The sequence below is a fragment of the Calothrix sp. 336/3 genome (assembly GCF_000734895.2).
Lineage (GTDB): Bacteria > Cyanobacteriota > Cyanobacteriia > Cyanobacteriales > Nostocaceae > 336-3.
This window is the reverse complement of record NZ_CP011382.1, coordinates 1-26,390: the sequence shown is the minus strand read 5'-3', so window position 1 is coordinate 26,390 and position 26,390 is coordinate 1. Positions and strand designations below refer to the sequence as shown.

Below are 26,390 nucleotides of genomic sequence, written 5' to 3'. Positions count from 1 at the left end.
GTATTTAGTCTCCTTCTATTCTTTGTCCTTGTAATATTTATATAGACTTGCTGAGGGAATTACGCAATTACGAAAATTTACAACGGATGTTCCACCAACACAGTGGAGAGGTTCCGGTGGAACGTCTCTTGATTCCGCAACGGGATTAAACTAATTGGATATCGAGGTTAGGAAGGAAACCAGCACCTAAACCTGATTGTAAGTAAGCAAAGGTATTACCTTTGAAAGATAACGCTCCACTTGTGTTGTTATAACTAAATTCGCTGGTAGAAGTAGCACCAAAACCTACCTTGTTAATTTCGATTTTGTCTCCCTCTTGATATTTAAAATCAGTGATAGTATCGATACCTTCGGAAAGGGATTTAAACACAAATTTATCTGCTCCTGCACCACCGGTTAAGGTATCGTAGTTCTCACCACCGATTAAAATATCATTGCCACCTTCACCGTAGAGTTCATCATTTCCATTACCTCCAATCAAGGTATCGTTACCATTCCAACCAAAAATATTGTCATCATCATTACCACCATCGAGGTAGTCATTACCCTCTCCACCATCGATGGTATCTTCGCCATCTTCACCATAGATTTTATCATTGCCTGATAAGCCGTAAAGATTATCCCGACCTTTACCACCCCAGATACTATCATTGCCGGAGAAGCCGTAAATACTGTCATCACCGTCAAAACCGTAGAGCTTGTCATCCCCTTCATAACCATAGATAGCATCACCCTTACTGGTTCCTTTGAGGGTGTCTTTACCGGATGTTCCTTTGATGGGTTTGAGGTTGTAGATATCTCCGGGGTCGTTATCTTCGATAATAATGGTGACTGCTTTGATGTTGCTATTGGCTTTTAAGGGTATTTGCTTATCTAGTTTGCCAAAAGTTCCAAACTTTTTCGCTTCTGCCTCAGTAAATATATATACATCTTTCTCAAACCCCAGGTTTGTACCATCGAGGGTGAGAACTACGGTATTATTGCCATCATGGACAGGTGTTCCGCCAAAATTATTTAGGTCTTTGACTGTAAAGGTGAGAAATTTGGTTGTGTTGTTAATAGATTTAAAGTCTGAGCTAACATCGTTGGGATTATTCCAGTCTGGCATACCAAAATCTTCACCAAATCCACCAGCAGAACGGGTTCCCCTACCTCTTTTCCCGTCCCATTTTGCATATCCCATAGTTTACTTTCCTTTGCTGATGCCTTGATTCCTCTGTAATATGCATCTAGGATTCTGGAGGTAATTACGCAAAGTTTTACAAAATTTTACAAAAAGTAAGCGGCTAACCGCAAAGCAATTAGCCGTAAGCACCAGGAAACTTAAAAATTTGGAACTATATTTTGAACTAGGGAGGATAGCTGAGGAATTTAATCGTCATACTCATCATCAACTCTCACACTGGCATATTTACCTTTGATTTCTTGGTTAAAAAATATGCCTACTGAATCAGATGTATACATATCTTCCCAAGTTTTCTCATCTACCCCAGAATATTGATAGACTGCACCATTGCAAAATTCGACTTGCAAGATTTTCTCGTTGCTGTCATACCCTAGGGAATTCGCCATGGATGAGAGGATTGGTTGCATCGCTATTCCCTCCTCGTATCTGGGCAAGTCGCTGACATCTGCAATGATATCGTGTAGTTGCTGCAACCCTTCGTAAGCTTCTACTGGGGCGGGTATTGTTAAAAACTCTAGTTCTGCTCCCCTGTCTAGCAATAATTGCAAATGTCCTTCTTGATGGGCGATCGCCACTATCTGACTTAAATCCAGTTTTGTTAACTTCATCTTTCTAAATTGCGAATTGGTATTACTCTTTACCTGGGCGATGAAACTTTGATATTAATAATTTAACTGGTACAATAGTACTATAAAAATAAATCTACGTCAAGTGTTCCTCGGATGTATTGGCTAAAAACATAACCCCGACTTTGCTACAAAATCAGGGCTTTTAATTATCTGAATGTACTCAAATCACATCGAATTATTTTTTGCCAACCGTCTAAATAACAACACTCCCCCAGAGGTGACTAATAATACAGGTGTTAACCAATCTCCCCAACGCACATATAGGGTGGATGTTTGCCGACGGTAAATTGTTTCTAGGTGGGTTTCATAGGTATTGTGTCCAGATATCCAGAGAGTTTTACCATGGGGACTGACAAAAGCTGAGTATCCGGTATTGGTTGCCCTAGCTGCCCATCTATCGGTTTCGATCGCCCGCATGATATCCTGGGCATGATGCTGGGCTGGCATGGCAGCGCTGTAGTGGGCATCGTTAGAGGGGCTAAGAATAAACTCTCCTCCGGCTGCGGCTTGGCGACGAAAGATTTCTGCAAAGGCTGACTCGTAACAGATACCTACGATTCCCCTGCCAAAGGGTGTATCAAATATTTGATTAGGGTTACCGGGTATTTGCTGTGCCTCTAGGGGAGAAAGCCTATTAATTAAACCTCCTAGAACTTCGGAAAAGGGAATATATTCTCCTAGTGGTACTAGTTTATACTTGTCATAGCGACTGAAGACTTCACCGTTACCTGTGATGGTAAATAGACTGTTTGTATAGCTACTTCCTTGCTGGGCAAAACCACCTACCCAAGCAACTACACCTTTTTCCTGAATAGCTTGGTATAGGGAACTAGTTTTGATTTTATCCAAATAAAATGGTAAGGCTCCCTCTGGTGTTAATACTGCCTGGGCACCTTCCTCGACTAACTTGTTGTAGCCAGTAGTGTAGCCGGCGATCGCCCGCCGAAAACCTAGGGGAGATAGTTTAATAGTATTAGGAATGTTACCTTGAACAATGCCCACTTTCACCGCTTTGGAGGTAGTATCCTGCAAGGGTTGACTATATAACCAGAAGCCGACACCATGGAAAACAACTAGGGCAATAATTGGCAAAGAGTAATCAATTAGACTAATTTTTTTCCTGTCTTCCTTGCGGATCCAAAGTTCTGCAAATAGGGCGTTGACTGCAACTATGGCAGCAGTAACGGTGGTGGAACCGGAAATTTGTCCAAGGTGGAGAATGGCAAGGTTGTGGGGAGATTGGGTATAAGATAAGGATGTCCACCACAGAGAACCCAGACTCCAAAAAGCTTCTAAAGCACACCATAGGGTAGTACCGATGAGGATACGTATGAATGGTGAGTAGGGGGTAATAAATTTCAATTCACCCTGGGTAAAAAATCGTAGCATCCCCGCCCAAACTGTGACTAATGCTGCTCCCCAGAGGGTAATAAATGCCCAACAAAATAGGGCGATCGCCAAACTTGCTAACCAGGGTACACCTAACCAAGTCATGGGATGAATCCCGGTAATCCAGGAAAGGGCAACGCCATGATAACCCATTCCCCACAGAAGAGGAATCCATAAGGATTTTGTCTGCTTTGACTTAACTACTAACACCCAGAGGGGAGCCAGAGCAAACCAAGCGAGGAAGTATGCATTGATAGGGGCAACAGTTAAGCCCATGCATATACCACTAAGGAAGGATAGCAGAAAAAACCATCGAGGGTTGACAAAGAGCATAGATAGGTTGAGTAGGGAGTAAGGAGTAGGGAGTAATGAGTGGATTATGTTGTGGAAAAGGATTGTGTATGAATTTTTAATCCCTGAAAAGGTACCAAGTCAACTACCTAGGTTTAGGGTGTGGGGAACTTTCAAGGGTTTTTTATCTCAGGTTGCGGCATTTATTCTATGATTTTCCCCCATCACATTCCCCTGTATAGTGCAATTCTTTCCTCCACCTACTGACATATTGATTTAAACCCTACCTCTGCCTTCCCACAGTCAATTATCTGGGAAAATTTAGGGAATTATATAAGCAAGAGGCGAAGTAGTTGAAAAAATGGGGAAAAAGACATGAATCGGCTAACTCTACAATGGTACGATGCTGGGGAGATGAAAACTCAACAAATTACTGCACAGCAACCTAGTAAACATCCGGGGACAGTGCGTATAGGTCGTGATCCCATACGATGTGATATTATTCTCACCCATCCGACGGTTTCTGGTTTACACGTAGAGATATTTTTTCACCCTCAGCAAAAGTTATTTCTGATTCGCAATCTACGGGAACAGAACCCTCCCATGATAGATGGCAAGCAATTATTTCAGGGCGAAACACCAATCCAAGAAAGTAGTATTATTTACCTAGGGCAGCAACAATTACAAGTTACAGCCTTGACTATTAGTCGTCATGCCAATGCGATTCTTTCGCCTTCTCCCATTATCCCCGTCAAAAATCCCACACCGCCATCAAATCAAGCATCCGTACCCGCAGCGCAACCAGTCTATGGTTTAGAGTGTCCTAATTGTCATCGTATTTCTTCCATAGAACATTTACAAGTCGGTTGTCCCTGGTGTGGAACATCTTTAGCTGCTGCTGTTAGTGTGCTGGTTTAATCAGTTAAAAGTTATCAGTTGATAGTCAAAAATAAATGACAAATTCACAGATATTTTTAAGTTGGCATGATCCAACAACTGGAGAAAAAAGACAACCAACCTTAAAGATACCAGTTGCCTTTGGTAGGGAATTTGCGGCGATGCCTGGTATGATTGCGGATAGGGTTGTCACTAGGATAGTTCTGGCTGATGATCAGGTGTCTCGATACCATGCCTTGATTGAGTGGGAGCAAAATCAACATGTGGTAATCGATAATAATAGTACCAATGGGATTTTTATTAATGGTCAACGGCAAACACGCTGTATTTTAGAAAATGGCGATCGCCTGCAAATTGGTCCCTATAATATGACTGTCACCCTGGGTACTAGTAACTCAGCTACCGTACCACCGGGAAACCCCCAAGGGATTATCCACCCTGTTGCCACACCAAACCCCCAGTCGATTATTTCCTTTAATCCCGATACCAATTTACCCGATCCCCGCCTATCCCCATCTCCCGTCACTCCCATCCACAGCAATTTTCCACCACCGATATTTCATCAGCCCATCGTTGCTGTACAATCTCTGCACGCCACAGGTTTACGAGTCACAGAAATTGATTATCTGGCGATCGGTGCAGGTTTAGGCAGTTTTATTTGGGTAGATTTACTGAGAATTTCCGGCGTCCGTTGTCAACAAATTATGGCTTTGGGCTTGGAAAAAACACCCTATGCTCGCTATCAAAGTCTGTGTCAAAATTCCCAAATACCCAGCCACGAAAGATTACGTTCTAATTCTGATTCTTGCCCTGACAATATTTGGGGTTTCCCCAGTTATGCTTGGCGGGAAGCTTGGCACGATTTTATCAAAGGTCATGTAGACTATTCTTTCAAGACTCTGTGGCAAGTGTTTGCAGAACCCAGCTTTGCGGAAACCTACACCCCCAAAGCGGGAAATGTGTTTGCATCAATCGATCGGGAGGCAAAACGTATCGGTTGGGAACAGATTTTCCACTATGGTAGGGTGAGGGCGATTCGGAAAACCGATGATGGGCGTTATTGTATTGCTTATGCCCTTGGTCAAGGAAATCATGCTTTTGTTGTCAGTCGTTATGTTCACCTAGCAACGGGATACCCTGCGATTCAGTTTCTCCCAGATTTACAAGCCTACCGCGAAACCTATCAAGATTTTAAAACTGTTGTTAATGCTTACGAAAATCATGACCATATCTACCAACAATTAGAAAAGCAAGGTGGTAAAATCTTAATTCGCGGTCGGGGAATTGTGGCTTCACGGATTGTACAACGGATTTTTGAAGCTCGGCAGAAAAATCGAGATATTACCGTTTTACATTTAATGCGATCGCCCAAACCAGAGGGCAATAAATTTGATAAAGCACAGCGCAGTGTCAAAAATCACTACGAGCTACAGCCCTTCAATTGGCCCAAAGCCTGCTGGGGTGGAGATTTACGCAAAATGCTAGAAAAAGCTAGCCCCGAAGAACGTAAAGTTTTACTCTCCCAATGGGGAGGAACCACCACCGCCGATCGCCATGATTGGCAGCAAATCGCCCAGAAAGCTTTACAGGAAGGTTGGTATCAAATAACCTTTGGTGAAGTGGTAAAGGTGGAACGAGACAGTTACAACCATCCTATTACCCACATTCAAGGACAGAGTTTTGGTACTCTCACCCTGGAAACTGATTTTATTATTGATGCTACAGGATTGGATGCCAAGGTGGAAGCCAGTCCCCTGCTAGTAGATTTAGTCAAGCATTATCATTTGCCCTTAAATCATCTCGGTAGATTTGCCGTGGCAAACAACTTTGAATTACCCGAAATGCGAAGCGGTAATGGTCAATTATACGCTGCCGGAGCTATTACCCTGGGGGGACCCTATGCTGCCGTTGATAGCTTCCTAGGACTACAATACGCTGCGCTGTGTGCGGTGGATAGTTTAGCTAAAAATCGCGCTCCTGGAATTAAACGTTTAAATTGTCTGAATTCCCTGATTCAGTGGTGGAAATGGTTACAGAATCAGTCTCCCAGTTGATTCAGCACAAAGACTTCCCCGAAATTACCCACCCTAATTTTCTTTTTTTACTGGGAAATGGTGTAGAAATGTGTAGAATCTTTTAAAGATATAAAATAAAATTTGAATAAATGCAGACATCTCTATCACCCTCCTTAATGCAACTCTCCATTCGTACAACTCAATGTCAACCGTTGAAAATTGTCGCCCTCGGTGACAGTTTGGTGTATGGTTTTGGTGACCCAGAGGGAGGTGGTTGGGTTGAGAGATTGCGCCGACAATGGATGGCAGTTGATGGTGCTGGTCATATAATTTATAACTTGGGAGTTCGTGGCGATCGCGTGCAACAGGTAGCACAAAGGCTAGAAATCGAATTTCGCCATCGGGGGGAACTGCGTAACCAAGTACCAAATTTAATTATTCTCTCCGTCGGTGTGAATGATTCCGCCCGTTTGAGTCGCTTGGACGGCAAAAATTATACTGATTTCTCTGTATTTACCGCAGAAATAAATGCTTTGGTGGAACGGGCACAACAGTTATGTCCAGTACTTTTTGTCGGTACAGTTCCTGTAGATGAGGCAAAGATGCCCTTTTTAGGATGTTTTCATTATAACCATATAGACCAGTACAAATATAAAGAAGTCACTCGACTTGCTTGTTTAGAGCGAGATATTCCCTACCTAGATATTTTTCAATTGTGGATGGAGCGGGGGGAAATATGGCGATCGCAACGACTGAGTGCAGACGGTTTACACCCGAATACCCTCGGATATCAGTCTTTATTAGAAGACGTGACAAATTGGGATGCATTCAACAAAATTACTAAAACCCCTGTGAGTGTGGGATATTAAAATAATCCGTAATGCTCCCTGCGGGAGAGCTACGCCAACGTAATTCGTACTATCATGTTCGGTAAAATACTTGTCATTTTGAATACGGACTATTGCGACGAAAATTAATGAAAAATACAATCTACCACATTACCCCAGGGGTAAAATGGGAAAATGCCAAACTTACCCAAAGCTATCGTGCAGATTCCTTAGATACAGAAGGATTTATCCATTGTTCCACGGAATCGCAATTGATAAAAACGGCAAACAAATTTTTTCAAAACCAAAGGGGTTTAGTACTTTTACATATTGACGAAACTAAAGTCAAAGCTGAAATTAAGTACGAACCTGCTGATAATGACTTGTTCCCGCATATTTATGGAGAACTAAATATTGATGCAGTATCTCAAGTCAGAGATTTGGAACCAGATGCAACAGGTTTTTTCAATTTAGGTAATGGGTAATAACCCAAGTTTATAGTTATTCTCCCATTACCCATTCCTGATTACTCACCAGTAATAGAAAGTCCCTCAATCCAAATACGAGGGCAAACTCCCCCAGGTGTTAATTCTGCTTCTTTCTCCACATAAATAATTGACTTTAAAACTTCTAAGAAATCACCAGCAACGGTGGCAGATTCTACACTTACCTTCTCACCTTTGTTCACAATCCAACCATCAAAAGGCAAAGAGAAGGAACCTTGTAAAGATTTTACCCCAGCATGGAGAGCTTGCAAATCATCAATGAGAATCACATTCTCGGCAGTTTGCAGATTCAATTCTTGCTCAGCAGCAGCACCACCATAGACATGGTAGAAATTTGCTCCCACAGAAACCTTTGCCCCAATACTTGCATTACCTGTAGGTTGAGCATTCATCCGTTTTGCCGTACCCGCACTGTGGAGAAAACCCACTAAAACACCATTTTCAATCAGGGATACTTTCCGAGTTGGTGTACCTTCACCGTCAAAAGTTTCTGCTCCAATATTGGCAGGATGTAAAGCATCATCACACACGCACAGCAGAGGAGAAGCTATTTGTTTACCGATATCTTCTGCTTGGGAAAGACTTTGATGATCGAGGATATTTTGGGCATTAAATAAATTAGAAAAAGCTCCTAATAAACTCAAAAAAGCTTCGGGAGAAAAAACTACTGTATATTTACCCGAAGGAATTTTTTCATAGTTTAAATGGCTGATAGTTTTCTGGGCAGTTTCTGTAATACAACCAGAAATATCTAGGGTATTGACACCATAGCTGACGCGATAAGCTCCTGCACTGCGGGGTTTTTTCTCAGCTTCTTCTGTTTTGGTATACAAATAAATTGATGCCAAAGAATGGGATTCCGTGCGTAAAGCACCATCACTATTGAGGTAAAATCTCTCAATATCTCGCTGTGCCAAGTTATTGTAAGGAACCCCCGCGATCGCCGGATGTGCTGCCAGGAGTTCTTTCTCCGCACCGATTAATTTATCAATGATTTCTGATACAGGTAAAGGTGGTAATTTTTCGCTGGATGTACTGGCAAGGGCGGCTGTCGCTTCCGGGCTAAAATCAGGAATGTTCTCTTTTACACCAAAGAAACTAGCTTCCTGGGCAGTCTTCAGAGCTAATTCTAGCCCCTTGGGGTCAACATCGGTAGTACTGGTGACACCGACGGTATGATGTTCATTCCACACCCGTACAGTTACCCCAGAAAGGTTAGAAGCTTTGACTTGCTTCGGTTCTCCCTCATCTACCTGCACGCTCGTTTGGTCTACAGTTGAGCCATAGATGTCATACTTTTTGATACCAAGCTTTTCAGCACTCGACTTGGCATTGTTGGCGATCGCCTGAATTTTTGACATAACGATATTCTCCTACCTTCCACCCACAGTAATCGAATCGACTTTGATATGAGGTTGTCCAACAGTGGTATAAATACTACCGCTTACAGAACCGCAAAAACCCGGAGCCAAAGATAAATCCTGGGAACACATAGAAATCTTATTCATGATTTCCTTGGCTTCTCCAATCAGAATTGCTCCCTTCAAAGGCTTGGTAATCTTGCCGTTTTCAATCAAATACGCCTCATCCACACCAAAGTTAAACTGCCCGGTAGCGCCTACACTACCACCGCCCATCTTCTTACAATAGATACCCTTATCCACGGAGGCGAATAAATCATCCACAGAATGCTCTCCAGGAGCAATATAAGTATTGCGCATCCGACTAGCCGCAGCAAAGGTGAAACCCTGTCTACGTCCGCTTCCTGTGCGTGGATGTCCCGTGCGCCAAGAGCCGGTTCTATCTGCAAGGAAATTCTTGAGAATACCTTTCTCTATGAGTAATGTCCTTTGGGCAGGCATTCCCTCATCATCCATATCAATAGTTCCGAAAGCATTTTCTGTCCGTCCCTCATCCCAAGCTGTCAGGCTTTCGTGGGCAATTTTCTCACCTTTTTTATCAGCAAAGGGTGTGGTTTTGCGTTCAATTTGGGTTGTCTCTAATAAATGTCCACAAGCTTCGTGGAAAATCACCCCACCGAAGTGATTCGCCATGATAATCGGGTAGGTGCCCGATTCTACATAGTCGGCGTAGAGCATTTTGCCCGCAGAATCGGAAATATGTTCGGCAGCTTCCGTATAATCCCAGGTTTTGAGGAAATTCGGGTCGCTGGTATTACCCGCACGCTCGCCAATGGAAGCACGATGGGAACCATCTGCACAAAGTAAATTAAAACCAACGGATTGGGTTAGACGAATGTCACGGGCAAAAGTCCCATCACTAGCAGCTACCAATACTTCTTGCCAGTCACGGAAATAGGAAGCACGACGGGATTGTACATGGGTAGCAGTTTTTTGGAGTTTACCTGTGCCATCGAGAAGAATTTCTCCCATTTCCCGAATACTAGTACACAGGGGTAACCAGCTATCCTTACCGCGCTTTGTACCATAGTCGCGGAGTAATTCTAAGTTAATTTCAGGAATAAACGCATTGGGTGCAGGCAATTGTAAACCCATGATGGAAAGTGCTTTTTCCAGCGCCGCTTTTAGCCCTACAAAGGTGACATCATTGGTACTGACATAACAATCTGCCTTACCCACAAATACGCGCACACCCGCACCTGTAGATAAACGAGGGGTAATACTGGTGATGGTATCTTCTTCTGCAAGACAGCTAATATAATTTACTCGCTCTAGGAAAAATTCCAGAAAATCTGCGCCTGCGGCACGTCCCAATCCTAGTAGGATGGACAGGGGTGCTTCCCAGCTTTCATCAAATCTTTCCGATGTAGAAGTATATTCTAAGTTTGGTAACTGGTTAGAAATCAAAGTATCTATAAGCATGAGTTGCCTCGGCTGTTGCTGGCTGGATTTGGAATCAAGACACAAGGGTTTTGTATCTTTACTTATCCTGTGTTTCACTCTAACAAATTTGTTTTATTTGAGTGGGAAAGGAAAAGGGGAAGAGTAAACAACCAATTGGCAAAATTGGATTTCACCACAATGTCTCTACATCACCCGCTACCTAATGCTATAGTCTGCTTGATAACAGTACATTTGGGAACCTGCATAGACAAGATACAAGTCTGTTGGCAGAGAAGGTAGGATAATTTTCAGTCGGGATGATGATGAACAGTTCTGTAAAATTTGAACGTCCAATTAATCGTTTGCATAGCACCGTTGCTGTGGGAATATTGGCAGCGATTCCCCTAAATATGGCTTTACCCGCAGTTGCATTACAGGTGCAAGTCTCCCCTCCGAGCCCCAAATTGGGAGATACCATATCTATTTTAATTAATGTGCAGCCGGGGAATAGTAGTGGGAGTCCCCAGGTAAGCGTCAATGGTAAGTCCTATCCTGCATATTCTATTAGTCCGAATCAGTATCGAGCCTTTCTTCCTAGTACACCCCTAGAAGCTCCAGGAAAACGGAATATTACCGTTACAGGGGACGGGGAAGTGAAAAATTTATCCGTGGTGGTAGGCGATCGCAAGTTCCCCGTACAACGTATCAATTTACCCCCAGGAAAAGCTGGAGTTAAAGCCACAGAATACGAACTAAAAAAAGCTGCCGAATTTAAAGCTCTACAAACACCAGAGAAATATTGGCAGGGGACTTTTTTGCGACCGAATAAAGGTAGATTTAGTACAGGCTATGGTGTTCGTCGCTACTATAATGGTAAATTTGCCAAAGACTATTACCATCGGGGCTTAGATTTTGCTGGTAGTGCTGGTTCTGCGGTGGTTGCTCCTGCTGCGGGTAGGGTGGCTTTAGTGGGTACAGTATCCCAAGGATTTCGTGTTCATGGTAATGTCGTTGGTATTGACCATGGACAAGGAATCACCAGTATTTTTATGCACCTGAGTCGTATTAATGTCAAAGAAGGTGATATGGTCAAGCCTGGTCAATTAATTGGAGCTGTGGGTTCTACAGGTGCTTCCACTGGTCCTCATTTACACTGGGGATTGTATGTCAATGGCTTATCGATTGACCCCAAACCGTGGCTACAAAAGGAGTTTCCTTAATACATACTGAGAAGGGGCAAGAAGAAACAATGATAGATTACAATTAGTTAGGTAAATTTTTGTGTAATCTTTGCTCAAATCTGGGCAAGATATATTGGATTGCCTTTATCCATACTAAGCTGGATGACGTTAATAAAATTGTCATAATGAGTGTTATGAGTATCGGAAAAATTGTGGAGCAAGCTCTCCAAGATGGTTATTTAACACCGGGAATGGAAGCAGAGGTAGGACGTGTTTGTGATCACGCATCTGAACTGTCAATAGAAGAGTATATGGCGCTCGACCGCTTAATGGGTGCGCTATTGACGGGTGAGGTTGTTGCTGTTCCACGCAAACAATTTATTAACGTCATGGAAGAATTGGTATTGACGGAGGCGATCGCCCGTGTCGCAGAAATTGAAGCAACTAGCGAAAGTAGCTTAGATGTCGGTGATATTGCCGCCTATGCTTTGAACCGCCTACCACCGCTCTATGCTACTACTGAAGAGGGTGCAACCTACCAGCGTCAACGTGCCCAAGATGAATTGCAAGAATTAATTGCCCAACAAGTCGGAGAAGCGATTAGTCGTAACATCGCTCGTAGTAATTCCGGTACAGTATTAACTAAAACCACTGGCAATGAGCTACTGAGTCAAGTTAGTGCCCTACTTCAAGCCTATGCACCCAGTTATGAGCAAAAAGCATAATACTGAAATTATGTTGTGAGATAGGATAAAACAAGCTTCAACTGACAGTTTTCGGCTGAATAGGGTATTTGTGTTTGTTGAAGCTCATCCCATACTCATAGAAACAGCAATTTTTCTTGTAATAATTAATGCGCCAATGTCATTATCTACAGTCTGAATGGCGATAGATGCAATGAAAAATTGCGAGATTGCCTCATCCCAAGAATCTTAAAAGTCTGTTCCCTGATTTGAGGCAAGTACTATTTAGTTTGGTAGATTTCGGCTAAGTGATGTAACTTGATATTTTTCTGTCATCGGAAAATCAAAAAACTCAATCGGTTTTCTAATCCCTAACTGCTACAGGTGTTCCGATACCAATTTGTTTGTACAACAAGCGGACATCAGGATTGCGCATTCGTAAACAACCGTGAGAAACTGCCATTCCGACCAAGCTGTCATCAGGTGTACCATGAAAACCTATTTGTTCTCTACCATTTGACCAGAAACCAATCCATCTGTCTCCTAGGGGACTATCTTCACCTGCGGGAAACACTTTGCCTGTGATAGGGTGTCGCCAAGATGGGTGTAGTTGCTTGTTGATGACTTGGAAATTGCCTGTGGGTGTTTCCCAACCTTTTTTACCAATACCTGTGGGATAGCTAGCGATTACTTGTCCACGACGATACACATAAACACGGCGATCGCTCAAGTCAATCACGACTTCCATCGGTACTGTCATATCAGTTGTTTTTAACGATGGGTTTTTTTGCCAAAATGCCGAACTTGTTCCTTGGGCAGAGCTATGATTTTTCTTATTATCAAGCAAGTTGGCTGATTGCTGACTCCAATTAGTCCGGTGAGCAGGATTCTTTGCCACCTTGGGAGAATGAGTTTTAGGTGTCATGGAATTAGTAATCTGCCAGTGGAGAACCAGTGATAAAATTCCACTGACAAAACACAACAACATAACTACCCGCGCTAGAGATTCATTTCTTACCATCGCCATTGTCTATAGATTATCTCCAACATACCCAGTTGGGTAATTAGTTAACAGCTTATCTTACCTGTCTAAAAAATAGTAAGTGAGAAATTGGAACTTGATATATAACAGAGAAACAAGTGAAGCGAAAGAGGGAAAGATACATTTTTACGCCTACTTGTGAGATTTTACCTTGATTGACTGTCTGACAAGCATAGATTTTCCTGATGATGGGAAAAGAAAAAAGTTAAGTTGCCAGAATATCAAGACTTTTTTCCTCTTGTTTGTAAAGTTACATATTCAGTTATCTCCAGCGATCGCTAAGACTACAGAGGGTGAATATGTTCATATTCAGACAAAATTGACATTTACCCTGATAGTTAAGCAAATCTCATCGCTCAGTTGGCAAAAATTTACATAATATTATTACTTCCCTCACAATTTTTTCTGTGAAGGTGGGCACACTAGGGCTATATGAACTTCATTTCGGTGAAAAATGTTTCAGGAATAAGTATTTATTCTTACTAAACATCACCGTAATCATACTTCATGTTCCATGGTGTGGGTGGGAGAAAACAGATGCTTGAGAAACTATTACTAGCAGGAACAATTACTTTTTGCCTGAATCTCTTTTTGCAGATTAGCGTACCAGAAAGTAATCATGCAGATACATCTTTGCTAGAAGTACCAGGAGTTGAATCAACACAATTGGTGCAGTTGACCGAATTCAAGTAAAAAATTGGTAAAATTGGGGGTGATTCTGAATTCTGGTTAAGAATCATCCCTGAAAATTCCAAGATGATAGGGCTAAGATTAGCCATCCCAGGATAAATACAACACCTCCGACAGGAGTAATTATACCGAGAATTGTGATATTGGTCAGACTGAGAGCATAGAGACTGCCAGAAAACAGAATTATTCCCAAAATAAATAACCAGCCGCTAGTAATTAAACTTACTGATGGAGTTGCCTGGGTACTGATAAGGATAGCGATCGCCAGGAGTGCTAGGGTATGGTACATTTGGTAACGAACTCCAACGTCAAAAATTTGCAGCGATCGCTCACTCAGTGTACCTCGTAAAGCATGGGCACCAAAGGCTCCAGCACTGACACAGAAAGCTCCAGATATGGCTGCAACGGTAAGAAAAACTTGTTTCATCGATATTCAATTAAGGCTACTTCATTAACCTATTATCAACTCCGGTTAATAGTATCTGTATGCCAGCAGACTTAAATAATGAGTAATGAGTAATGGGTAATCGGAAAATTCTCTTTCCCTCTGCTCCCTGCTTATATTTTTTATTTGGAACTCCCTAGGGGGTAAAATTTTGTTAAACCTCGAAATGATAGGAGATTCCACCTTCTTCTGTCACCTTATAGTTAGCGTTGAATTGTTTTGCCTGTTCATCTAAATATTGTTTGGCGATCGCTGCTGGTAACTCCGACTGCATGGCAAATCCTAACACCGTAACCCGTCCATGATTTTCTTGAATCATCCGATAAAAAGTCATTTGCAAATGCTCATGCATCTGCTGTTTTAAGGCTTTTTTCTCCTGTTGGGTTTGACGGTATAATCCTACTGCTAACCATGCACCGAGTAAAAAAGTCGGCACGCCAAAAACCAAACCATACTTAGAATTGACATCCAGGGTGTACAAAGCTTCCCTATTCGTATAATCCACTACCTCATCAATGCCAGAACCTGGGGGTAAGGGTTTGAGCATATTGTGTTTCTCCCAAGCAGAGGAGATAGACAAATTGATGAACATAAACCCCAAAATGAGCAGCCAACCAGCAGCAAACTTTTCAGCCGTCTTCATAGCTATACTCTCATGTCAGTATTGCTTGCGATTTTAACCTCCCTCGCCCGAAGCTTCCACTAAATATTTAATTTAGGTTATGGAAAGAGGGAAAATATTTTCTCATTAGCTGTCAATTGTTAATTCCGATTATCCATCACCCATAACCAAATGGTAGAATCTGTACTGACTTTCTATAAGGGGAATCTCGGTGGCTGTAACTCTTGGTGTCAATATTGACCATATAGCGACTATCCGACAAGCCAGACGCACAGTAGAACCAGACCCGATTGCGGCGGCGGTGTTGGCAGAATTAGCGGGTGCTGATGGTATAACTGCACACCTAAGAGAGGATAGAAGGCATATTCAAGATCGGGATGTGCGCTTGTTGCGGCAGACAGTACGCACCCACTTAAATTTAGAAATGGCAGCGACTGATGAAATGGTGGCGATCGCTCTGGATATTAAACCTGATTATGTCACCCTGGTTCCCGAAAAACGGGAGGAAGTCACCACCGAGGGAGGTTTGGATGTGGCGGGGCAAATTGTTAGAATGGGAGCAGTTGTAGATAAATTGCAAAGTGCGGACATTCCCGTCAGTTTATTTATCGACGCTGAACCTGCTCAAATCAAAGCTTCCGCACAGGTGCAAGCAAAGTTTATTGAACTGCATACAGGTAAATATGCTGAAGCTCTTGATGAAAACCTGCGTCAACAGGAACTATCTTTGTTAGCTTCCGGGTGTGAATTAGCGATCGCCTCAGGGTTACGAGTCAATGCTGGTCATGGACTCACCTATTGGAACGTTTACCCCGTAGCTTGTCTACCTGGAATGGAAGAGTTGAATATTGGTCATACTATCATCAGTCGTGCTGCTCTGGTGGGAATGGAAAGAGCTGTACGGGAAATGAAAATGGCAATCAGGGGGAATGGGTAATCGAATCCCAGGAAAGTTAGTTACTACTGCGTAAATCCTCAATGTAGTTAGTAACAAAATATATATTATGAGCGCAGAAGAATCACAAGGACTTCCCCTTTGGGTACAAGATAGAGACAAGGTGATTGCTTACAGCGATCGCCAGGGTGTACAGTGGCGTGGTGGCAAAGCTCCAGACTATTCCCGTTCTAAACACAACCTCGCAACGGAAAGTGTTTGTAATCACCTTGAGGGTTCCTTAGAGGCGATCGTCCAGAATTTGGTACGGACTCTGGAAATGGAGGTATCCTGTAAACCTAACCCCCAAGAATGGTTATCTATCGTTGCTGACAAATTCCGTGTTACTACCAACGGTGGTAAAGAATTTACTGCCGAGGAATTGGGAGCAAAGGGAACCTACAACATTTTTATGGGAGACTCGGAACACTACAAATCCTCCGAAGAAACCTTTGAATCGTCCCACGATCTCTTTCATACCTGTTTTCCTCAAGGGTTTCCCTGGGAAGTCTTAGAAGTCTATTCTGGTCCCCCACGAGTCACTTTCAAATGGCGACACTGGGGACATTTTCGTGGCTCCTACAAGGGTTTTACCCCTACCGGAGAACTCATAGAAATTATTGGGATTTCGGTGGCAAATGTTACCGAGGATTTGAGAATTCTCTCTACGGAACATTATTTCGACAACACTTTATTCTTGAATAAATTGACAGGAGGTGGTAAGGAAAGCCATGGTCAAACTCAAGGAGGTAGTTGTCCTTTTAGTTCTTGGTTTAAGAAGCTGAAAAAGAACTAATTTGTGGGTGACTCGTGACAGATGACGGGTAATTTATCATTGGGGATATTTACCTGTTGTCTATTTCTTGCTTTCTACGGGAAATTATCCCTTATACTTTTTTAAATAGTCTGCCATGAGACAAAATACTCGTTAGTAAGCAAAGGGAAAAATGCAAACATACTATTACATTTTGGCAAGTCAAAAGTTTCTCTTGGAAGAGGAACCCCTAGAAGAAGTTCTCAAGGAACGTACCCGTTATTATCATGAGCAGGAAAAAACCATTGATTTTTGGTTAGTCAAGCAACCTGCTTTCTTGGAAGCACCTGAGATGAAAGCGATTAAAGACAAATGTCCCCAACCGTCGGTAGCAATTGTTTCTACGAATGAACAATTTATTGTGTGGTTAAAATTGCGCTTGGAGTATGTGATTACAGGGGAGTTTAGCGCACCCTCAGCAGAAATTCCTGATGCCATAGCATCTTTGGCTACAGTTTAGCAAGTCAGAGGGAGGGTTTTTTGGGAGGAAGGGAAAGATATTTTTTATTAACTATCGAAATCTTACCTATTACCAATTACCCATTCCCTATTACCTATTTATTTTTCCCTAGGGGAACAAAATATTTCTCAGATATTCTTTTAAGAAAATACATTTTATGCATTCATCTGTTGTGCAAAAACTTTCATGTGGTGCGAGTGGTTTTCTCGGTAGCTTGCTATGTGGTTTATCCCTTTGGAGTTTGGGTATAAATTATGCCGTAGCTCAAACTAATATTCCTAGTTGTCAACCACCGAATGCTGGGGAGTTTGTTCTTTTGGTAGTAAGTCCCACTAAAGATAATCAAAGCCAGTTAAAACGGGTTTTACCGAAGGAGACGAAAACAAGTATTTGTAGATATCTCAAGGATGTTGTGACTCGCATTGGTGGTTTTTCCAGTATTGAGGATGCGAATCGTTGGGCAAGGTATGTCCGGGATTCTGCGGGTCTGTCGGCAATAATTGCAACTAAGCCCTCGGAAAAGCCGGAACCCCAAGCTGTTAGTTTTAAACCCCAAAGACTAGGAGAGGGTTATGCAGTGCTGGTAGATTATCAAAATCGTCCAGAGATGGCAGGGGAGTTACAACGGGTAGTAAATGGGGATATAGGCTTTGTTTCCTATGGACAGCGCCCCTTTTTGATGGCAGTTTACACGACGAACCGGGATGATGCTCACAAGACGTTACAAAAATTGAGCGATCGCGGTTATTTTGCGATTCTGGTAGATAGTCGTAAAGTTACTTTACTGCGTTCTGTCGTCAAGTTATAAAATCTGGGGATTTGGGAGTCAAGATGTAATACTTTCCCTTTTCCCTAGCTCCCTTTTCTCAACCAGAATAATCAGGGAATGATGTGTAACAAAAAGAGATAGGCTTAAAGGAGCTGAATCAACTGTATCAGTTTCCTATGTTGCGAGAAGAAGCTAATTGGTTAGGGAGTATTATTTATTCTCTAGATGCTGGGGAAGTGTTTCCCATATTAAATATTGGTAGCTCTAATCAAGATTTTCGAGAGAAGGTACAACCTTGGATTGATGAACTGTTGTTCAAGCCTGGGAGAGAACAGGGGTATTCTATTATTCATTGTGATATGAAAGATGATGCTGGGGTAGACCTGGTAGGAGATTTCAATAATCCTTTATTTTTACAAGAAATTTCCCAGAAAAATATTCAATCTATCTTGTGTTCTAATCTCCTGGAACATCTGACTAATCGTGAAGAAATATGTCAGACTATGAGTTCTCTGATTCCCATCAATGGTTATCTATTTGTCACGGTTCCATATCGATTCCCCTACCATCGTGACCCCATAGATACCATGTTTCGTCCGAGTGTGGAAGAATTGAGGCAGTTATTCCCAGATTTAGAAATAGTTCAGGGAGAAATTGTCTCTGGTGGGATGTTACTCCAATCAACTTCTGTCTCACCCATACTCTATTTATTGGTAATGTGCATTCGTCTGATTTTACCTGTGTACCAACCTCTGAGATGGTTAGATTCCCTGCGATACAGTTTATGGTTATTTCAAGAGATTTCTGCGACTTGCGTAGTCTTCAAGAGAATTAGCTGACTTTTTGCAGAATTCCCCATTTTCCTAACCCCTAGGATGAAAAATCATGAATGAGATTGTGCGATCGCCATGACAGGATAGACAACCCATCAAACAGGTTTCTGGGGTGAGGTGTAGGGGTATCCATCTGTACTATCACGAATGACTTTCAGCGACATACTTCTATTTCCTGTACATAGAATGCTATAAATATCTACCAAGACTCCCCGCAACAAGTCTGGATGATGGCAGATGACAAAACTCAGCCTATGCATGATTGTCAAAGATGAAGAAAAGACTTTACCCTACTGTCTTGGTAGTGTGAGGAATGTAGTTGATGAGATGGTGGTGTTAGATACGGGTTCTGGCGATCGCACTGCTAAAATTGCCCAACAGTTTGGGGCACAGGTATATGATTTTGTATGGTGTAATGATTTTAGTGCGGCTCGTAATGCTGCATTACAACACGTTACAGGTGACTGGGTATTGGTATTAGATGCGGATGAAACCCTACAGCGAGAAGTCGCACCCCTACTTCGACATACCATTGAGCAAGAAGAATATCTCTTGATTAATTTAGTACGTCATGAGGTGGGAGCGGTACAGTCTCCCTATTCCCTGGTTTCCCGACTGTTTCGTCGTCACCCAGACATTAGCTTTTCTCGCCCTTACCATGCTTTAGTAGATGATAGTGTGGGGGAAATTCTTCAACAAGAACCCCACTGGCAAATTGGTTATATTGAACAGGTGGCGATCGCCCATACTGGTTATCAAAAAGGTATCATTACTGGTCAGGATAAATACACCAAAGCTCAAGCAGCGATGGAAGAGTTTCTCAGTAAAAATCCCCATGACCCCTATGTTTGCAGTAAATTAGGAGCTTTATACATCGAAACTGGTAAGCTTCCCCTGGGAGTAGAATTACTGGCACGAGGTGTAGCAACAGCTGAGGATAATTACGAGATTTTATATGAACTGTATTATCACCTGGGTATTGCCTATAGTCGGTTACAGAATCCTAACCAGGCGATCGCCCACTACCAAGCAGCCATTAAACTACCAATTTACCCCATGCTGAAGCTGGGAGCATATAATAATCTTGGCAATATTCTCAAGGCAAATGGTGACTTAACTGGAGCCAAAACAGCCTACGAAACTGCAATTAAAATCGACCCCAATTTTGCCACCGGACATTATAATTTGGGGATGACTTTTAAAGCCATGAATTTATTTACAGAAGCAATTTCTGCCTACCAAAAAGCTATTAAATTTAATCCCCAATATCCTGAAGCCTATCAAAATCTTGGTGTAGTTTTGTTAAAAATTGGCAACGTCACTGATAGCTTAACTGCCTTTGGTCACGCTATTGTGTTACATGAGAAATATAACCCCGATGAAGCCAAAAGATTACGTCAGGGTTTGCGGGAAATGGGATTAATTTAAGATAGACAAAAATCGGTGGAAACAGGCAAATCCACCGATTCTGCTTGGGAATTACCCATCATAGATTTATCTTTCAATTATCGTTCAATTACTTGCCGTGTTTTTCTTCATATGGTTCGCCAGAAAAAGGCTGTACTCCAACGTTGGGATAGGCATCATCTGTAGGTGCGAAAATCCGCATCGCTGCTTCAGAAATGAATTGAGTAATTCGAGAAATGAAGTTAGAGATTGCCATAAGATTAAACTCCCAATTTCCTGGTAGCTTTAGGGCTTGACATCTCTACTCTAATTCTGTTTGTCATCCCTTGTCCTTAAAAGCAATAGATATATATGCTCCGCAATATTTGTTGATGTATGTTGGCAATTCTTTAGCAAGAATAGGAGTAAGACTATATCTAATGTCTGAGTTTCTTTACGAGAACCGGAAGTGAGGACAAAGATAGTCAATATCTTTCAAGAGAAACTGTGTAGAAATTTGATGATGAAAAATACAGGCTATCTTATATTAATAACATTATAATCAATCTTTTCCTAAAAAATATCTATGAATTTTGGTCCATCTCCCAATACAAAATATCCCATAGACGGGCAAACACGCTTAGTTTATCTCAAGAATATTATTCAAAATCCCAATATTATTGTTGGAGACTATACCTATTATGATGATTTTGAGAATCCAGAAAACTTTGAGCGCAATGTCCTCTATCATTTTGACTTTATTGGTGACAAACTGATAATTGGCAAATTTTGCTCCATTGCTTCCGATGTGAAATTTGTGATGAATGGTGGTAATCACCGTACCGATTGGTTGACTAACTATCCCTTCCCCATTTTTGGTGCAGGTTGGGAAGTGGCAATGCCTGAAACTTGGCCCCACAAAGGTGATACTGTGATTGGGAATGATGTCTGGATTGGTTATGGGGCAATGGTGATGCCAGGAATTCAGATCGGTGATGGGGCAATTATTGCTACAGGTGCGGTGGTGACTCGTAACGTTGCACCATACTCTGTGGTGGGAGGTAATCCAGCAAAAGAAATTCGCCAACGTTTCCCCGATCAAGTGATTGAGAAATTATTAAATATTCGGTGGTGGGATTGGGAGATTGAGAAAATTACTCATAATCTGAAAGCTATCTGTGGTTCAGATATTGATACATTACAAAAAATCGTCAACGAGGAATAGGTAAAGGTGTAGGGAATAGTTAGCTGATGTACGGTTATCGCTAATGAATTCTTCCCTAAGTTCACAGCCCTTGACGGGCTGAGGCAAGGTAGGATGAAGATTAGTATGAGGAATAGAAGATAGAAACAACTCACCTTTCCACTTACTCAAACGTATAAAAAATATCAATTTACTAGAGGCTGGGTTATGGGTAAAAGAATACAACAAGCAACAAAACCGCTTCTCAAAAGCTTATTTGCCCTGTTTTTAGTGTTGACATTGGCATTTAGTCACGGTGGTGATGCTCTTGCCGCTCGTACAGGGGGAAGAATTGGTGGGGGTTCCTTCCGCGCACCGACTAGTCGTACCTATTCATCTCCTCGCAGCTATGCACCGGGTGGATATGGTGGTGGATACTATCCCGGTGGTGGTTTTGGTTTCCCCTTCCTATTACCTTTGTGGGGTTTTGGTGGGGGCTTTGGCAGCCTGTTTAGTATCCTGATTTTTATGGCGATCGCCAACTTTATTTTCCAGACTTTTCGCCGTGCTAATGGTGGTGAAGTCCTAGAAGATACCACCTACAGCAGTAATCCTACTGTCTCGATTAGCCGTTTACAAGTTGGTTTACTAGCTAATGCTCGCAGCTTACAAACTGAACTCAACGCGATCGCAGCTAGTGCAGATACCAACTCATCCCAAGGAAGAACGGAAATTCTCCAGGAAACCAGCCTTGCCCTATTGCGTCACCCTGAATACTGGGCATATGCAGACGGTGGTACACAACAAGCACGTCTCAGTGCTGCGGAAGCTGACTTTAACCGTCTATCCCTGGCAGAGCGGAGCAAATTCACTGCCGAAACCCTATCAAATGTAAATAACCAACTCAAGGAAGTTACCCCTCAAGCTGCTTTAACTGCCACCGCAGAATTGGAAAACGCTGCTCCTGGGGAATATATAGTTGTCACCATCTTGGCAGCAACCCTAGGTAAACAGGCAATCCCAGCAATCAATACTGCTGACGATTTACGTCAAGCTTTGCGCCAAATCGGTAGTATCTCTGGGGATAATTTACTTGCCATTGAAGTCTTATGGGCACCCCAAGCCGACGGAGATACCCTCAGTAGCGATGATTTACTGACTGAATACACTAACTTAAAGATGGTGTAGGAGTAATTAGGAGTCATGAGTTCATACTCCAATTCCCACAGGTAACACACCCTACTGAATATTTACTTGATAAATAAGCTCTTAGGGAATGGGTAATGGGAGAGTTAATCAAGAAACAAAAAGACTTTCCCTTTCCCCTCTTCTGACATTAGGGTACAACCAAGCCATCGGTAGCATTCGCAGCAATCACATAACTAGTACGAGCAACAGTTGTCACCACAACTCGAAAACCACAAATTCTCAACCCACCGTCTGACTCATTCCAACTACGACTAGCACTGCGACACATCTCCGTGCTAAAGCTCCAAGAACCCCCACGCAATACCCGACGGTGAATATCTCCTCCATCTTCCCAGATGCCGCCATCACTGGGCGCTCCTTCATAATTCTTATGCCAGGGATCGGCACACCATTCCCAAACTAAGCCATGCATATCATACAAACCAAAGGCATTGGCAACTTGAAAGCTACCTACGGGTGTAGTTTCCTTGCGATTCCGGCTTTTTGACTCTGTTTGCGCATCACCGTTGCCACAGTTGGCTAATTCTGCGGTGACAGTTTCGCCAAAATGAAAAGGTGTGGTGGTGCCAGCACGACAAGCATATTCCCATTCTGCCTCACTGGGTAAGCGATAGTTGCGCCCGGTTTTTTGCTCTAGTCGAGCGCAAAATTCCACTGCTTCGTACCAAGATACATTTTCTACTGGGCGATTGCTACCTTTGAATTTCGACGGATAGGGGTTGAGGGGTTGATTGACTTTGGGCAAAGATGCCACTGCTCGCCATTGGGCTTGGGTAACAGGATATCTACCAATGAAGAAAGGCTCAATTGCTACTAAGTGTTGGGGACGTTCGTCTGCATCTCCTTCATCTTCCTTGGAACCCATCATAAAAGAGCCACCAGGTACTGCTACCATATCCATAATTACGTCATGTCCCAATTCTTCTGCATAATATTGGGCAACAGTACGGTTCCGATTGACTATCTGACTATGACTATCAATTGTCACTACGTCAAATTCAAAGGTGTCTAAGTTGGTAAAATTCGATGGATTTCGAGGAATTGCAATTATCGGTTGTGTTTCTGAAGAATTTGCTCCAGGGGATAGGGTTTTGCTATTTTGTAGCTCTCTCATAATTACCGCAGCAGATTGATATCTTTCTGAGGCTAAATTTTTCAGCATCTTATCCAGGATATGCCCTAATTCTTCACTGATTGTGATGTTTTGTTCCTGGATGCGTTGTCGCCATAGCCATTTAGCACTCATGGGATCGTAAAGGCGATCGTAAACTTGCCCTGATGAATCATGGAGTGGCAAACATCTGGTAAGTAAGCGTACACAAGTCACACCTAAAGCATAGATATCACTGGCATGGCAAGCAAATCCTGCCATTTGCTCACTGGGAGCATAACCAATTGTATAGAGAACTGTCGCTTGTCTGGCTAAACTTGTTTGGGTAACTTGTTTGGCTCCACCAAAATCGATTAATACGAGCTTACCGTCTGTATCTCGGCGAATAATATTTTCTGGTTTAATATCTCGATGAATCACGTTATTGGTGTGAATAAAATCGAGAACAGGTAATAACTCAGTTAAAATTTCCCTAACTTTATCTTCTGTAAAATGCTGCTTTTGTACCTCTTCTAAGAGGGTTTTTCCTTGAATAAATTCTTGAACTAAATATAAACTGGAACCTTGTTCAAAAAATGCCAATAGTCGAGGGATTTGAATATGATTTTCTCCCAATTCATATAGACGCTTGGCTTCTTCTTTAAATAATTCTGCGGCTTTAGTACGTTCTGATGTTCCATGCACCTGGGGGAAAAATTGTTTAATTACACAGGGTGCATTGAGTCTATCAGCATCTTCTGTAGCGTAGGTTCTACTAAAACCACCTTCTCCTAATAATTTCAGAACACGATAACGGTTCCGCAGTAATTCACCAAAGTTGCTTTGCCCGCAACTGATGCAAAATCTGTTGCCGTCAGCATTGAAGGGATTGGAGCAATGGGGATTTTGACAGATTTGCATAGTGAGCTTCGCATCTTGCCTAAGTGAGGCTCAATATTATCTATTTGAAAACAGAATTGTACAAATCTATAGATTTACTTCATCTACTGAGGTTCTGTGTTGAGAAAAATGCAGATGGGAAATGCTATTTATTTGCTTATCTGTACTGGTAATTTTCTAAATATGAATATATATGAGCGCATGGATTTCCATTACAGAAAGAATAATAGTTGATGGGGAGTGATTTTGTCAATAGGATTGTGATTTATCTCGTCAGTTGTAATTATTAATTTCCCCCAACTGCCCAGGGGCACTGTGCCTGACTCAGGAGAGGGGTATTTTTATTATAAGTATTAAGTCTTATATGAAATAAGTATTTATTGTCTATGGCATTGCAGAATGTTTGCCTGGTGGCTCAGAGGAATTACGATGATAGAGATTGTGGTATAAATACTTTTTTATCTGTGCTTTTTGTCTCCAGCAATTCTAATTGATTCGGCAATAAAAGCTACAATTGCTGATACGAGAATTAGGATAACACTGAGGGCATTTATGTCTGGTTTAACACCTGTTCGCAGGCGACTAAAAATTTCCATGGGCAGGGTACTAGAGCCGCTACCGGAGGTAAAACTGGCAATCAGAAAGTCATCTAAGCTAAGGATAAAAGCTAACAGACAGCCTGCAATTATACCCGGCATTAACTGGGGTATTAAAACTTTAATAAATGCTTGGGTAGGTGTAGCACCTAAATCTAGGGCGGCTTCTTCTAAATGGGAATCCAGGTTTGTTAGTCGGGAGGAGACAACTAGGGCAATGTAGGCAAGACAGAAAACCACATGGGCGGCGATGATTGTCCATAGACTTAGAGGTATGGCAAAAGCAGCCAGAAAAACTAGGGTGGCAACGGCGATCGCAATGTCGGGAATAATTAAGGGTAGGTAACTGACTCCTTTATATAAACCTTTGCCGGGAAACTGATATCGAGCTAATCCCACTGCCATCAGGGTTCCAAATACTGCCGCAATCCCCACCGCACAACTGGCTACTAGGAGACTGTTTTTGGTCGCTAATAAGATGCGTTCATCCGCAAATAGCTGGCGATACCAATCGAGGGTGAATCCTTGCCAACCAGCACTGTAAGCTGAATTGTTGAAGCTGTAGAAGGCAAGCACCAATATTGGTAGATACATGAAAATGTACATCAACATGGAGAAAGCCGCCTGCCATGAGACACGCGGCTGCTTTGGAGATGGAGAAATATTCACAGGTTTATTATTGAAAGATAGTTCTTCCTTGTCCAGATTATAATACTATGATTTTTGATTCCCTGTCAACTCAGATGGTAGCGGCTGTAAGCTAGTTTGCCCATAGTTGTGGAAATAATTAGTCAGTCCACTGACCTGTGGGCTAATGCAAGCGTTTTCGTCCCCGGTGAAGGGGAATAGTTTGTAAAGTGGTTTCCATCTGTGGTTTTGGAGGCGCAATAATTGACAAGTTTCCGTCCCCGGTGAAGGGGAATAGTTTGTAAAGAAATGAAGGGTTCTTCTGTGACTTGAACCACATGTTGGCAGTAAGTGCCACGAAGTGCTTCCAGTAGGGCAGTGC

27 protein-coding genes are annotated in these 26,390 nt (G+C 42.4%); 16 read left to right on the top strand and 11 right to left on the bottom strand.

The window, feature by feature from the left end; all coding sequences use genetic code 11:
• Nucleotides 1-145 precede the first annotated feature (145 nt).
• From IJ00_RS00130 to lnt, 3 genes are all read right to left on the bottom strand, one after another.
• On the bottom strand, nt 146-1,183 hold the full coding sequence (locus IJ00_RS00130; RefSeq protein WP_238178401.1) for a calcium-binding protein: 1,038 nt from the start codon (nt 1,181-1,183) through the stop codon (nt 146-148).
• Between the two features lie 188 nt (nt 1,184-1,371).
• Nucleotides 1,372-1,794: a KTSC domain-containing protein gene (locus tag IJ00_RS00125; RefSeq protein ID WP_035148896.1), complete on the bottom strand. Its 423-nt coding sequence runs from the start codon at nt 1,792-1,794 to the stop codon at nt 1,372-1,374.
• Nucleotides 1,795-1,980: 186 nt separating this feature from the next.
• Nucleotides 1,981-3,537 (bottom strand): apolipoprotein N-acyltransferase, encoded by a 1,557-nt coding sequence (gene lnt / locus IJ00_RS00120; protein WP_238178400.1) that lies wholly within the window; start codon nt 3,535-3,537, stop codon nt 1,981-1,983.
• Nucleotides 3,538-3,870: 333 nt separating this feature from the next.
• On the opposite strand from lnt, the gene IJ00_RS00115 reads away from it, so the two are divergent.
• The 4 genes from IJ00_RS00115 (at nt 3,871) to IJ00_RS00100 (ending at nt 7,719) form a co-directional block, all read left to right on the top strand.
• Nucleotides 3,871-4,413 (top strand): FHA domain-containing protein, encoded by a 543-nt coding sequence (locus IJ00_RS00115; RefSeq protein WP_035148895.1) that lies wholly within the window; start codon nt 3,871-3,873, stop codon nt 4,411-4,413.
• Nucleotides 4,414-4,448: 35 nt separating this feature from the next.
• Entirely contained in the window at nt 4,449-6,446 is a 1,998-nt protein-coding gene (locus IJ00_RS00110) for an FHA domain-containing protein (RefSeq protein WP_035148894.1), read from the top strand.
• A gap of 110 nt (nt 6,447-6,556) precedes the next feature.
• On the top strand, nt 6,557-7,276 hold the full coding sequence (locus IJ00_RS00105) for a GDSL-type esterase/lipase family protein (RefSeq protein WP_035148892.1): 720 nt from the start codon (nt 6,557-6,559) through the stop codon (nt 7,274-7,276).
• 107 nt (nt 7,277-7,383) lie between these two features.
• Nucleotides 7,384-7,719, top strand: coding sequence for a DUF952 domain-containing protein (locus tag IJ00_RS00100; RefSeq protein WP_035148890.1), 336 nt, complete (start codon nt 7,384-7,386; stop codon nt 7,717-7,719).
• Nucleotides 7,720-7,760: 41 nt separating this feature from the next.
• Here the strand turns inward: IJ00_RS00100 and IJ00_RS00095 are convergent, their stop codons facing one another.
• Together IJ00_RS00095 and IJ00_RS00090 are read right to left on the bottom strand one after the other, a co-directional pair.
• Complete coding sequence (locus IJ00_RS00095; RefSeq protein ID WP_035148888.1) at nt 7,761-9,101, bottom strand: TldD/PmbA family protein; 1,341 nt, start codon at nt 9,099-9,101, stop codon at nt 7,761-7,763.
• Between the two features lie 12 nt (nt 9,102-9,113).
• Nucleotides 9,114-10,583 (bottom strand): TldD/PmbA family protein, encoded by a 1,470-nt coding sequence (locus IJ00_RS00090; protein WP_035148885.1) that lies wholly within the window; start codon nt 10,581-10,583, stop codon nt 9,114-9,116.
• A gap of 284 nt (nt 10,584-10,867) precedes the next feature.
• Between IJ00_RS00090 and IJ00_RS00085 the strand changes: the two genes are divergently transcribed.
• The gene (locus IJ00_RS00085; RefSeq protein WP_046814926.1) at nt 10,868-11,764 is read left to right on the top strand and encodes a M23 family metallopeptidase; all 897 of its coding nucleotides are present in this window, start codon (nt 10,868-10,870) and stop codon (nt 11,762-11,764) included.
• 146 nt (nt 11,765-11,910) lie between these two features.
• A complete protein-coding gene (locus IJ00_RS00080; RefSeq protein ID WP_201782655.1) occupies nt 11,911-12,450 on the top strand; it encodes a late competence development ComFB family protein in 540 nt (179 codons plus the stop codon).
• A gap of 322 nt (nt 12,451-12,772) precedes the next feature.
• Here the strand turns inward: IJ00_RS00080 and IJ00_RS00075 are convergent, their stop codons facing one another.
• Complete coding sequence (locus IJ00_RS00075) at nt 12,773-13,435, bottom strand: L,D-transpeptidase (RefSeq protein ID WP_035148881.1); 663 nt, start codon at nt 13,433-13,435, stop codon at nt 12,773-12,775.
• Between the two features lie 166 nt (nt 13,436-13,601).
• Here IJ00_RS00075 and IJ00_RS28025 point away from each other — a divergent pair, with 166 nt between their 5' ends.
• Both IJ00_RS28025 and IJ00_RS28625 read left to right on the top strand, forming a co-directional pair.
• Nucleotides 13,602-13,829: a hypothetical protein gene (locus IJ00_RS28025; protein WP_035148879.1), complete on the top strand. Its 228-nt coding sequence runs from the start codon at nt 13,602-13,604 to the stop codon at nt 13,827-13,829.
• Nucleotides 13,830-13,987: 158 nt separating this feature from the next.
• Nucleotides 13,988-14,143 (top strand): hypothetical protein, encoded by a 156-nt coding sequence (locus IJ00_RS28625; RefSeq protein WP_168163396.1) that lies wholly within the window; start codon nt 13,988-13,990, stop codon nt 14,141-14,143.
• A gap of 43 nt (nt 14,144-14,186) precedes the next feature.
• Here IJ00_RS28625 and IJ00_RS00065 read toward each other — a convergent pair whose 3' ends face one another.
• Both IJ00_RS00065 and IJ00_RS00060 read right to left on the bottom strand, forming a co-directional pair.
• Nucleotides 14,187-14,567, bottom strand: coding sequence for a DUF423 domain-containing protein (locus tag IJ00_RS00065; protein WP_035148875.1), 381 nt, complete (start codon nt 14,565-14,567; stop codon nt 14,187-14,189).
• A gap of 172 nt (nt 14,568-14,739) precedes the next feature.
• Entirely contained in the window at nt 14,740-15,228 is a 489-nt protein-coding gene (locus IJ00_RS00060; protein ID WP_035148873.1) for a hypothetical protein, read from the bottom strand.
• Between the two features lie 190 nt (nt 15,229-15,418).
• Between IJ00_RS00060 and IJ00_RS00055 the strand changes: the two genes are divergently transcribed.
• From IJ00_RS00055 to IJ00_RS00030, 6 genes are all read left to right on the top strand, one after another.
• Nucleotides 15,419-16,144: a pyridoxine 5'-phosphate synthase gene (locus tag IJ00_RS00055; protein ID WP_035148871.1), complete on the top strand. Its 726-nt coding sequence runs from the start codon at nt 15,419-15,421 to the stop codon at nt 16,142-16,144.
• A 67-nt stretch (nt 16,145-16,211) separates the two neighbouring features.
• Nucleotides 16,212-16,937 (top strand): hypothetical protein, encoded by a 726-nt coding sequence (locus tag IJ00_RS00050; protein ID WP_035148869.1) that lies wholly within the window; start codon nt 16,212-16,214, stop codon nt 16,935-16,937.
• A gap of 151 nt (nt 16,938-17,088) precedes the next feature.
• Nucleotides 17,089-17,415 carry an MgPME-cyclase complex family protein gene (locus IJ00_RS00045; RefSeq protein ID WP_035148867.1) on the top strand — a complete coding sequence of 109 codons (327 nt, stop codon included), beginning with the start codon at nt 17,089-17,091 and terminating at the stop codon, nt 17,413-17,415.
• Nucleotides 17,416-17,572: 157 nt separating this feature from the next.
• Nucleotides 17,573-18,223 carry a hypothetical protein gene (locus tag IJ00_RS00040; RefSeq protein WP_035148865.1) on the top strand — a complete coding sequence of 217 codons (651 nt, stop codon included), beginning with the start codon at nt 17,573-17,575 and terminating at the stop codon, nt 18,221-18,223.
• A 137-nt stretch (nt 18,224-18,360) separates the two neighbouring features.
• Nucleotides 18,361-19,023 carry a methyltransferase type 11 gene (locus IJ00_RS00035; RefSeq protein ID WP_035148864.1) on the top strand — a complete coding sequence of 221 codons (663 nt, stop codon included), beginning with the start codon at nt 18,361-18,363 and terminating at the stop codon, nt 19,021-19,023.
• 252 nt (nt 19,024-19,275) lie between these two features.
• Complete coding sequence (locus IJ00_RS00030) at nt 19,276-20,445, top strand: tetratricopeptide repeat protein (protein ID WP_035148861.1); 1,170 nt, start codon at nt 19,276-19,278, stop codon at nt 20,443-20,445.
• A gap of 88 nt (nt 20,446-20,533) precedes the next feature.
• Here IJ00_RS00030 and IJ00_RS28620 read toward each other — a convergent pair whose 3' ends face one another.
• Nucleotides 20,534-20,680 carry a hypothetical protein gene (locus tag IJ00_RS28620; protein WP_168163395.1) on the bottom strand — a complete coding sequence of 49 codons (147 nt, stop codon included), beginning with the start codon at nt 20,678-20,680 and terminating at the stop codon, nt 20,534-20,536.
• A 309-nt stretch (nt 20,681-20,989) separates the two neighbouring features.
• Here IJ00_RS28620 and IJ00_RS00025 point away from each other — a divergent pair, with 309 nt between their 5' ends.
• Nucleotides 20,990-21,628, top strand: a complete 639-nt coding sequence (locus tag IJ00_RS00025) for a CatB-related O-acetyltransferase (protein ID WP_035148859.1) — start codon at nt 20,990-20,992, stop codon at nt 21,626-21,628.
• Between the two features lie 186 nt (nt 21,629-21,814).
• The gene (locus tag IJ00_RS00020; protein WP_035148857.1) at nt 21,815-22,774 is read left to right on the top strand and encodes a DUF1517 domain-containing protein; all 960 of its coding nucleotides are present in this window, start codon (nt 21,815-21,817) and stop codon (nt 22,772-22,774) included.
• A 148-nt stretch (nt 22,775-22,922) separates the two neighbouring features.
• Here the strand turns inward: IJ00_RS00020 and IJ00_RS00015 are convergent, their stop codons facing one another.
• Both IJ00_RS00015 and IJ00_RS00010 read right to left on the bottom strand, forming a co-directional pair.
• The gene (locus tag IJ00_RS00015; RefSeq protein ID WP_046814676.1) at nt 22,923-24,806 is read right to left on the bottom strand and encodes a bifunctional serine/threonine-protein kinase/formylglycine-generating enzyme family protein; all 1,884 of its coding nucleotides are present in this window, start codon (nt 24,804-24,806) and stop codon (nt 22,923-22,925) included.
• 437 nt (nt 24,807-25,243) lie between these two features.
• Nucleotides 25,244-26,050 carry an ABC transporter permease gene (locus IJ00_RS00010; protein WP_082127225.1) on the bottom strand — a complete coding sequence of 269 codons (807 nt, stop codon included), beginning with the start codon at nt 26,048-26,050 and terminating at the stop codon, nt 25,244-25,246.
• Nucleotides 26,051-26,390: the final 340 nt, after the last annotated feature.

Bases quoted from the DNA above. Each gene is read 5' to 3' on its own strand.
- IJ00_RS00115 (WP_035148895.1), top strand. From the start codon at position 3,871: ATGAATCGGCTAACTCTACAATGGTACGATGCTGGGGAGATGAAAACT.
- IJ00_RS00030 (WP_035148861.1), top strand. From the start codon at position 19,276: ATGATTGTCAAAGATGAAGAAAAGACTTTACCCTACTGTCTTGGTAGT.
- IJ00_RS00090 (WP_035148885.1), bottom strand. From the start codon at position 10,583: ATGCTTATAGATACTTTGATTTCTAACCAGTTACCAAACTTAGAATAT.
- IJ00_RS00125 (WP_035148896.1), bottom strand. From the start codon at position 1,794: ATGAAGTTAACAAAACTGGATTTAAGTCAGATAGTGGCGATCGCCCAT.
- lnt (WP_238178400.1), bottom strand. From the start codon at position 3,537: ATGCTCTTTGTCAACCCTCGATGGTTTTTTCTGCTATCCTTCCTTAGT.
- IJ00_RS00020 (WP_035148857.1), top strand. From the start codon at position 21,815: ATGGGTAAAAGAATACAACAAGCAACAAAACCGCTTCTCAAAAGCTTA.
- IJ00_RS00130 (WP_238178401.1), bottom strand. From the start codon at position 1,183: ATGGGATATGCAAAATGGGACGGGAAAAGAGGTAGGGGAACCCGTTCT.
- IJ00_RS00075 (WP_035148881.1), bottom strand. From the start codon at position 13,435: ATGGCGATGGTAAGAAATGAATCTCTAGCGCGGGTAGTTATGTTGTTG.
- IJ00_RS00080 (WP_201782655.1), top strand. From the start codon at position 11,911: ATGAGTGTTATGAGTATCGGAAAAATTGTGGAGCAAGCTCTCCAAGAT.
- IJ00_RS00085 (WP_046814926.1), top strand. From the start codon at position 10,868: ATGAACAGTTCTGTAAAATTTGAACGTCCAATTAATCGTTTGCATAGC.
- IJ00_RS00035 (WP_035148864.1), top strand. From the start codon at position 18,361: ATGTTGCGAGAAGAAGCTAATTGGTTAGGGAGTATTATTTATTCTCTA.
- IJ00_RS00045 (WP_035148867.1), top strand. From the start codon at position 17,089: ATGCAAACATACTATTACATTTTGGCAAGTCAAAAGTTTCTCTTGGAA.
- IJ00_RS00060 (WP_035148873.1), bottom strand. From the start codon at position 15,228: ATGAAGACGGCTGAAAAGTTTGCTGCTGGTTGGCTGCTCATTTTGGGG.
- IJ00_RS00015 (WP_046814676.1), bottom strand. From the start codon at position 24,806: ATGCAAATCTGTCAAAATCCCCATTGCTCCAATCCCTTCAATGCTGAC.
- IJ00_RS00065 (WP_035148875.1), bottom strand. From the start codon at position 14,567: ATGAAACAAGTTTTTCTTACCGTTGCAGCCATATCTGGAGCTTTCTGT.
- IJ00_RS28625 (WP_168163396.1), top strand. From the start codon at position 13,988: ATGCTTGAGAAACTATTACTAGCAGGAACAATTACTTTTTGCCTGAAT.
- IJ00_RS28620 (WP_168163395.1), bottom strand. From the start codon at position 20,680: ATGGCAATCTCTAACTTCATTTCTCGAATTACTCAATTCATTTCTGAA.
- IJ00_RS00095 (WP_035148888.1), bottom strand. From the start codon at position 9,101: ATGTCAAAAATTCAGGCGATCGCCAACAATGCCAAGTCGAGTGCTGAA.
- IJ00_RS00100 (WP_035148890.1), top strand. From the start codon at position 7,384: ATGAAAAATACAATCTACCACATTACCCCAGGGGTAAAATGGGAAAAT.
- IJ00_RS00110 (WP_035148894.1), top strand. From the start codon at position 4,449: ATGACAAATTCACAGATATTTTTAAGTTGGCATGATCCAACAACTGGA.
- IJ00_RS00040 (WP_035148865.1), top strand. From the start codon at position 17,573: ATGCATTCATCTGTTGTGCAAAAACTTTCATGTGGTGCGAGTGGTTTT.
- IJ00_RS00050 (WP_035148869.1), top strand. From the start codon at position 16,212: ATGAGCGCAGAAGAATCACAAGGACTTCCCCTTTGGGTACAAGATAGA.
- IJ00_RS00105 (WP_035148892.1), top strand. From the start codon at position 6,557: ATGCAGACATCTCTATCACCCTCCTTAATGCAACTCTCCATTCGTACA.
- IJ00_RS00025 (WP_035148859.1), top strand. From the start codon at position 20,990: ATGAATTTTGGTCCATCTCCCAATACAAAATATCCCATAGACGGGCAA.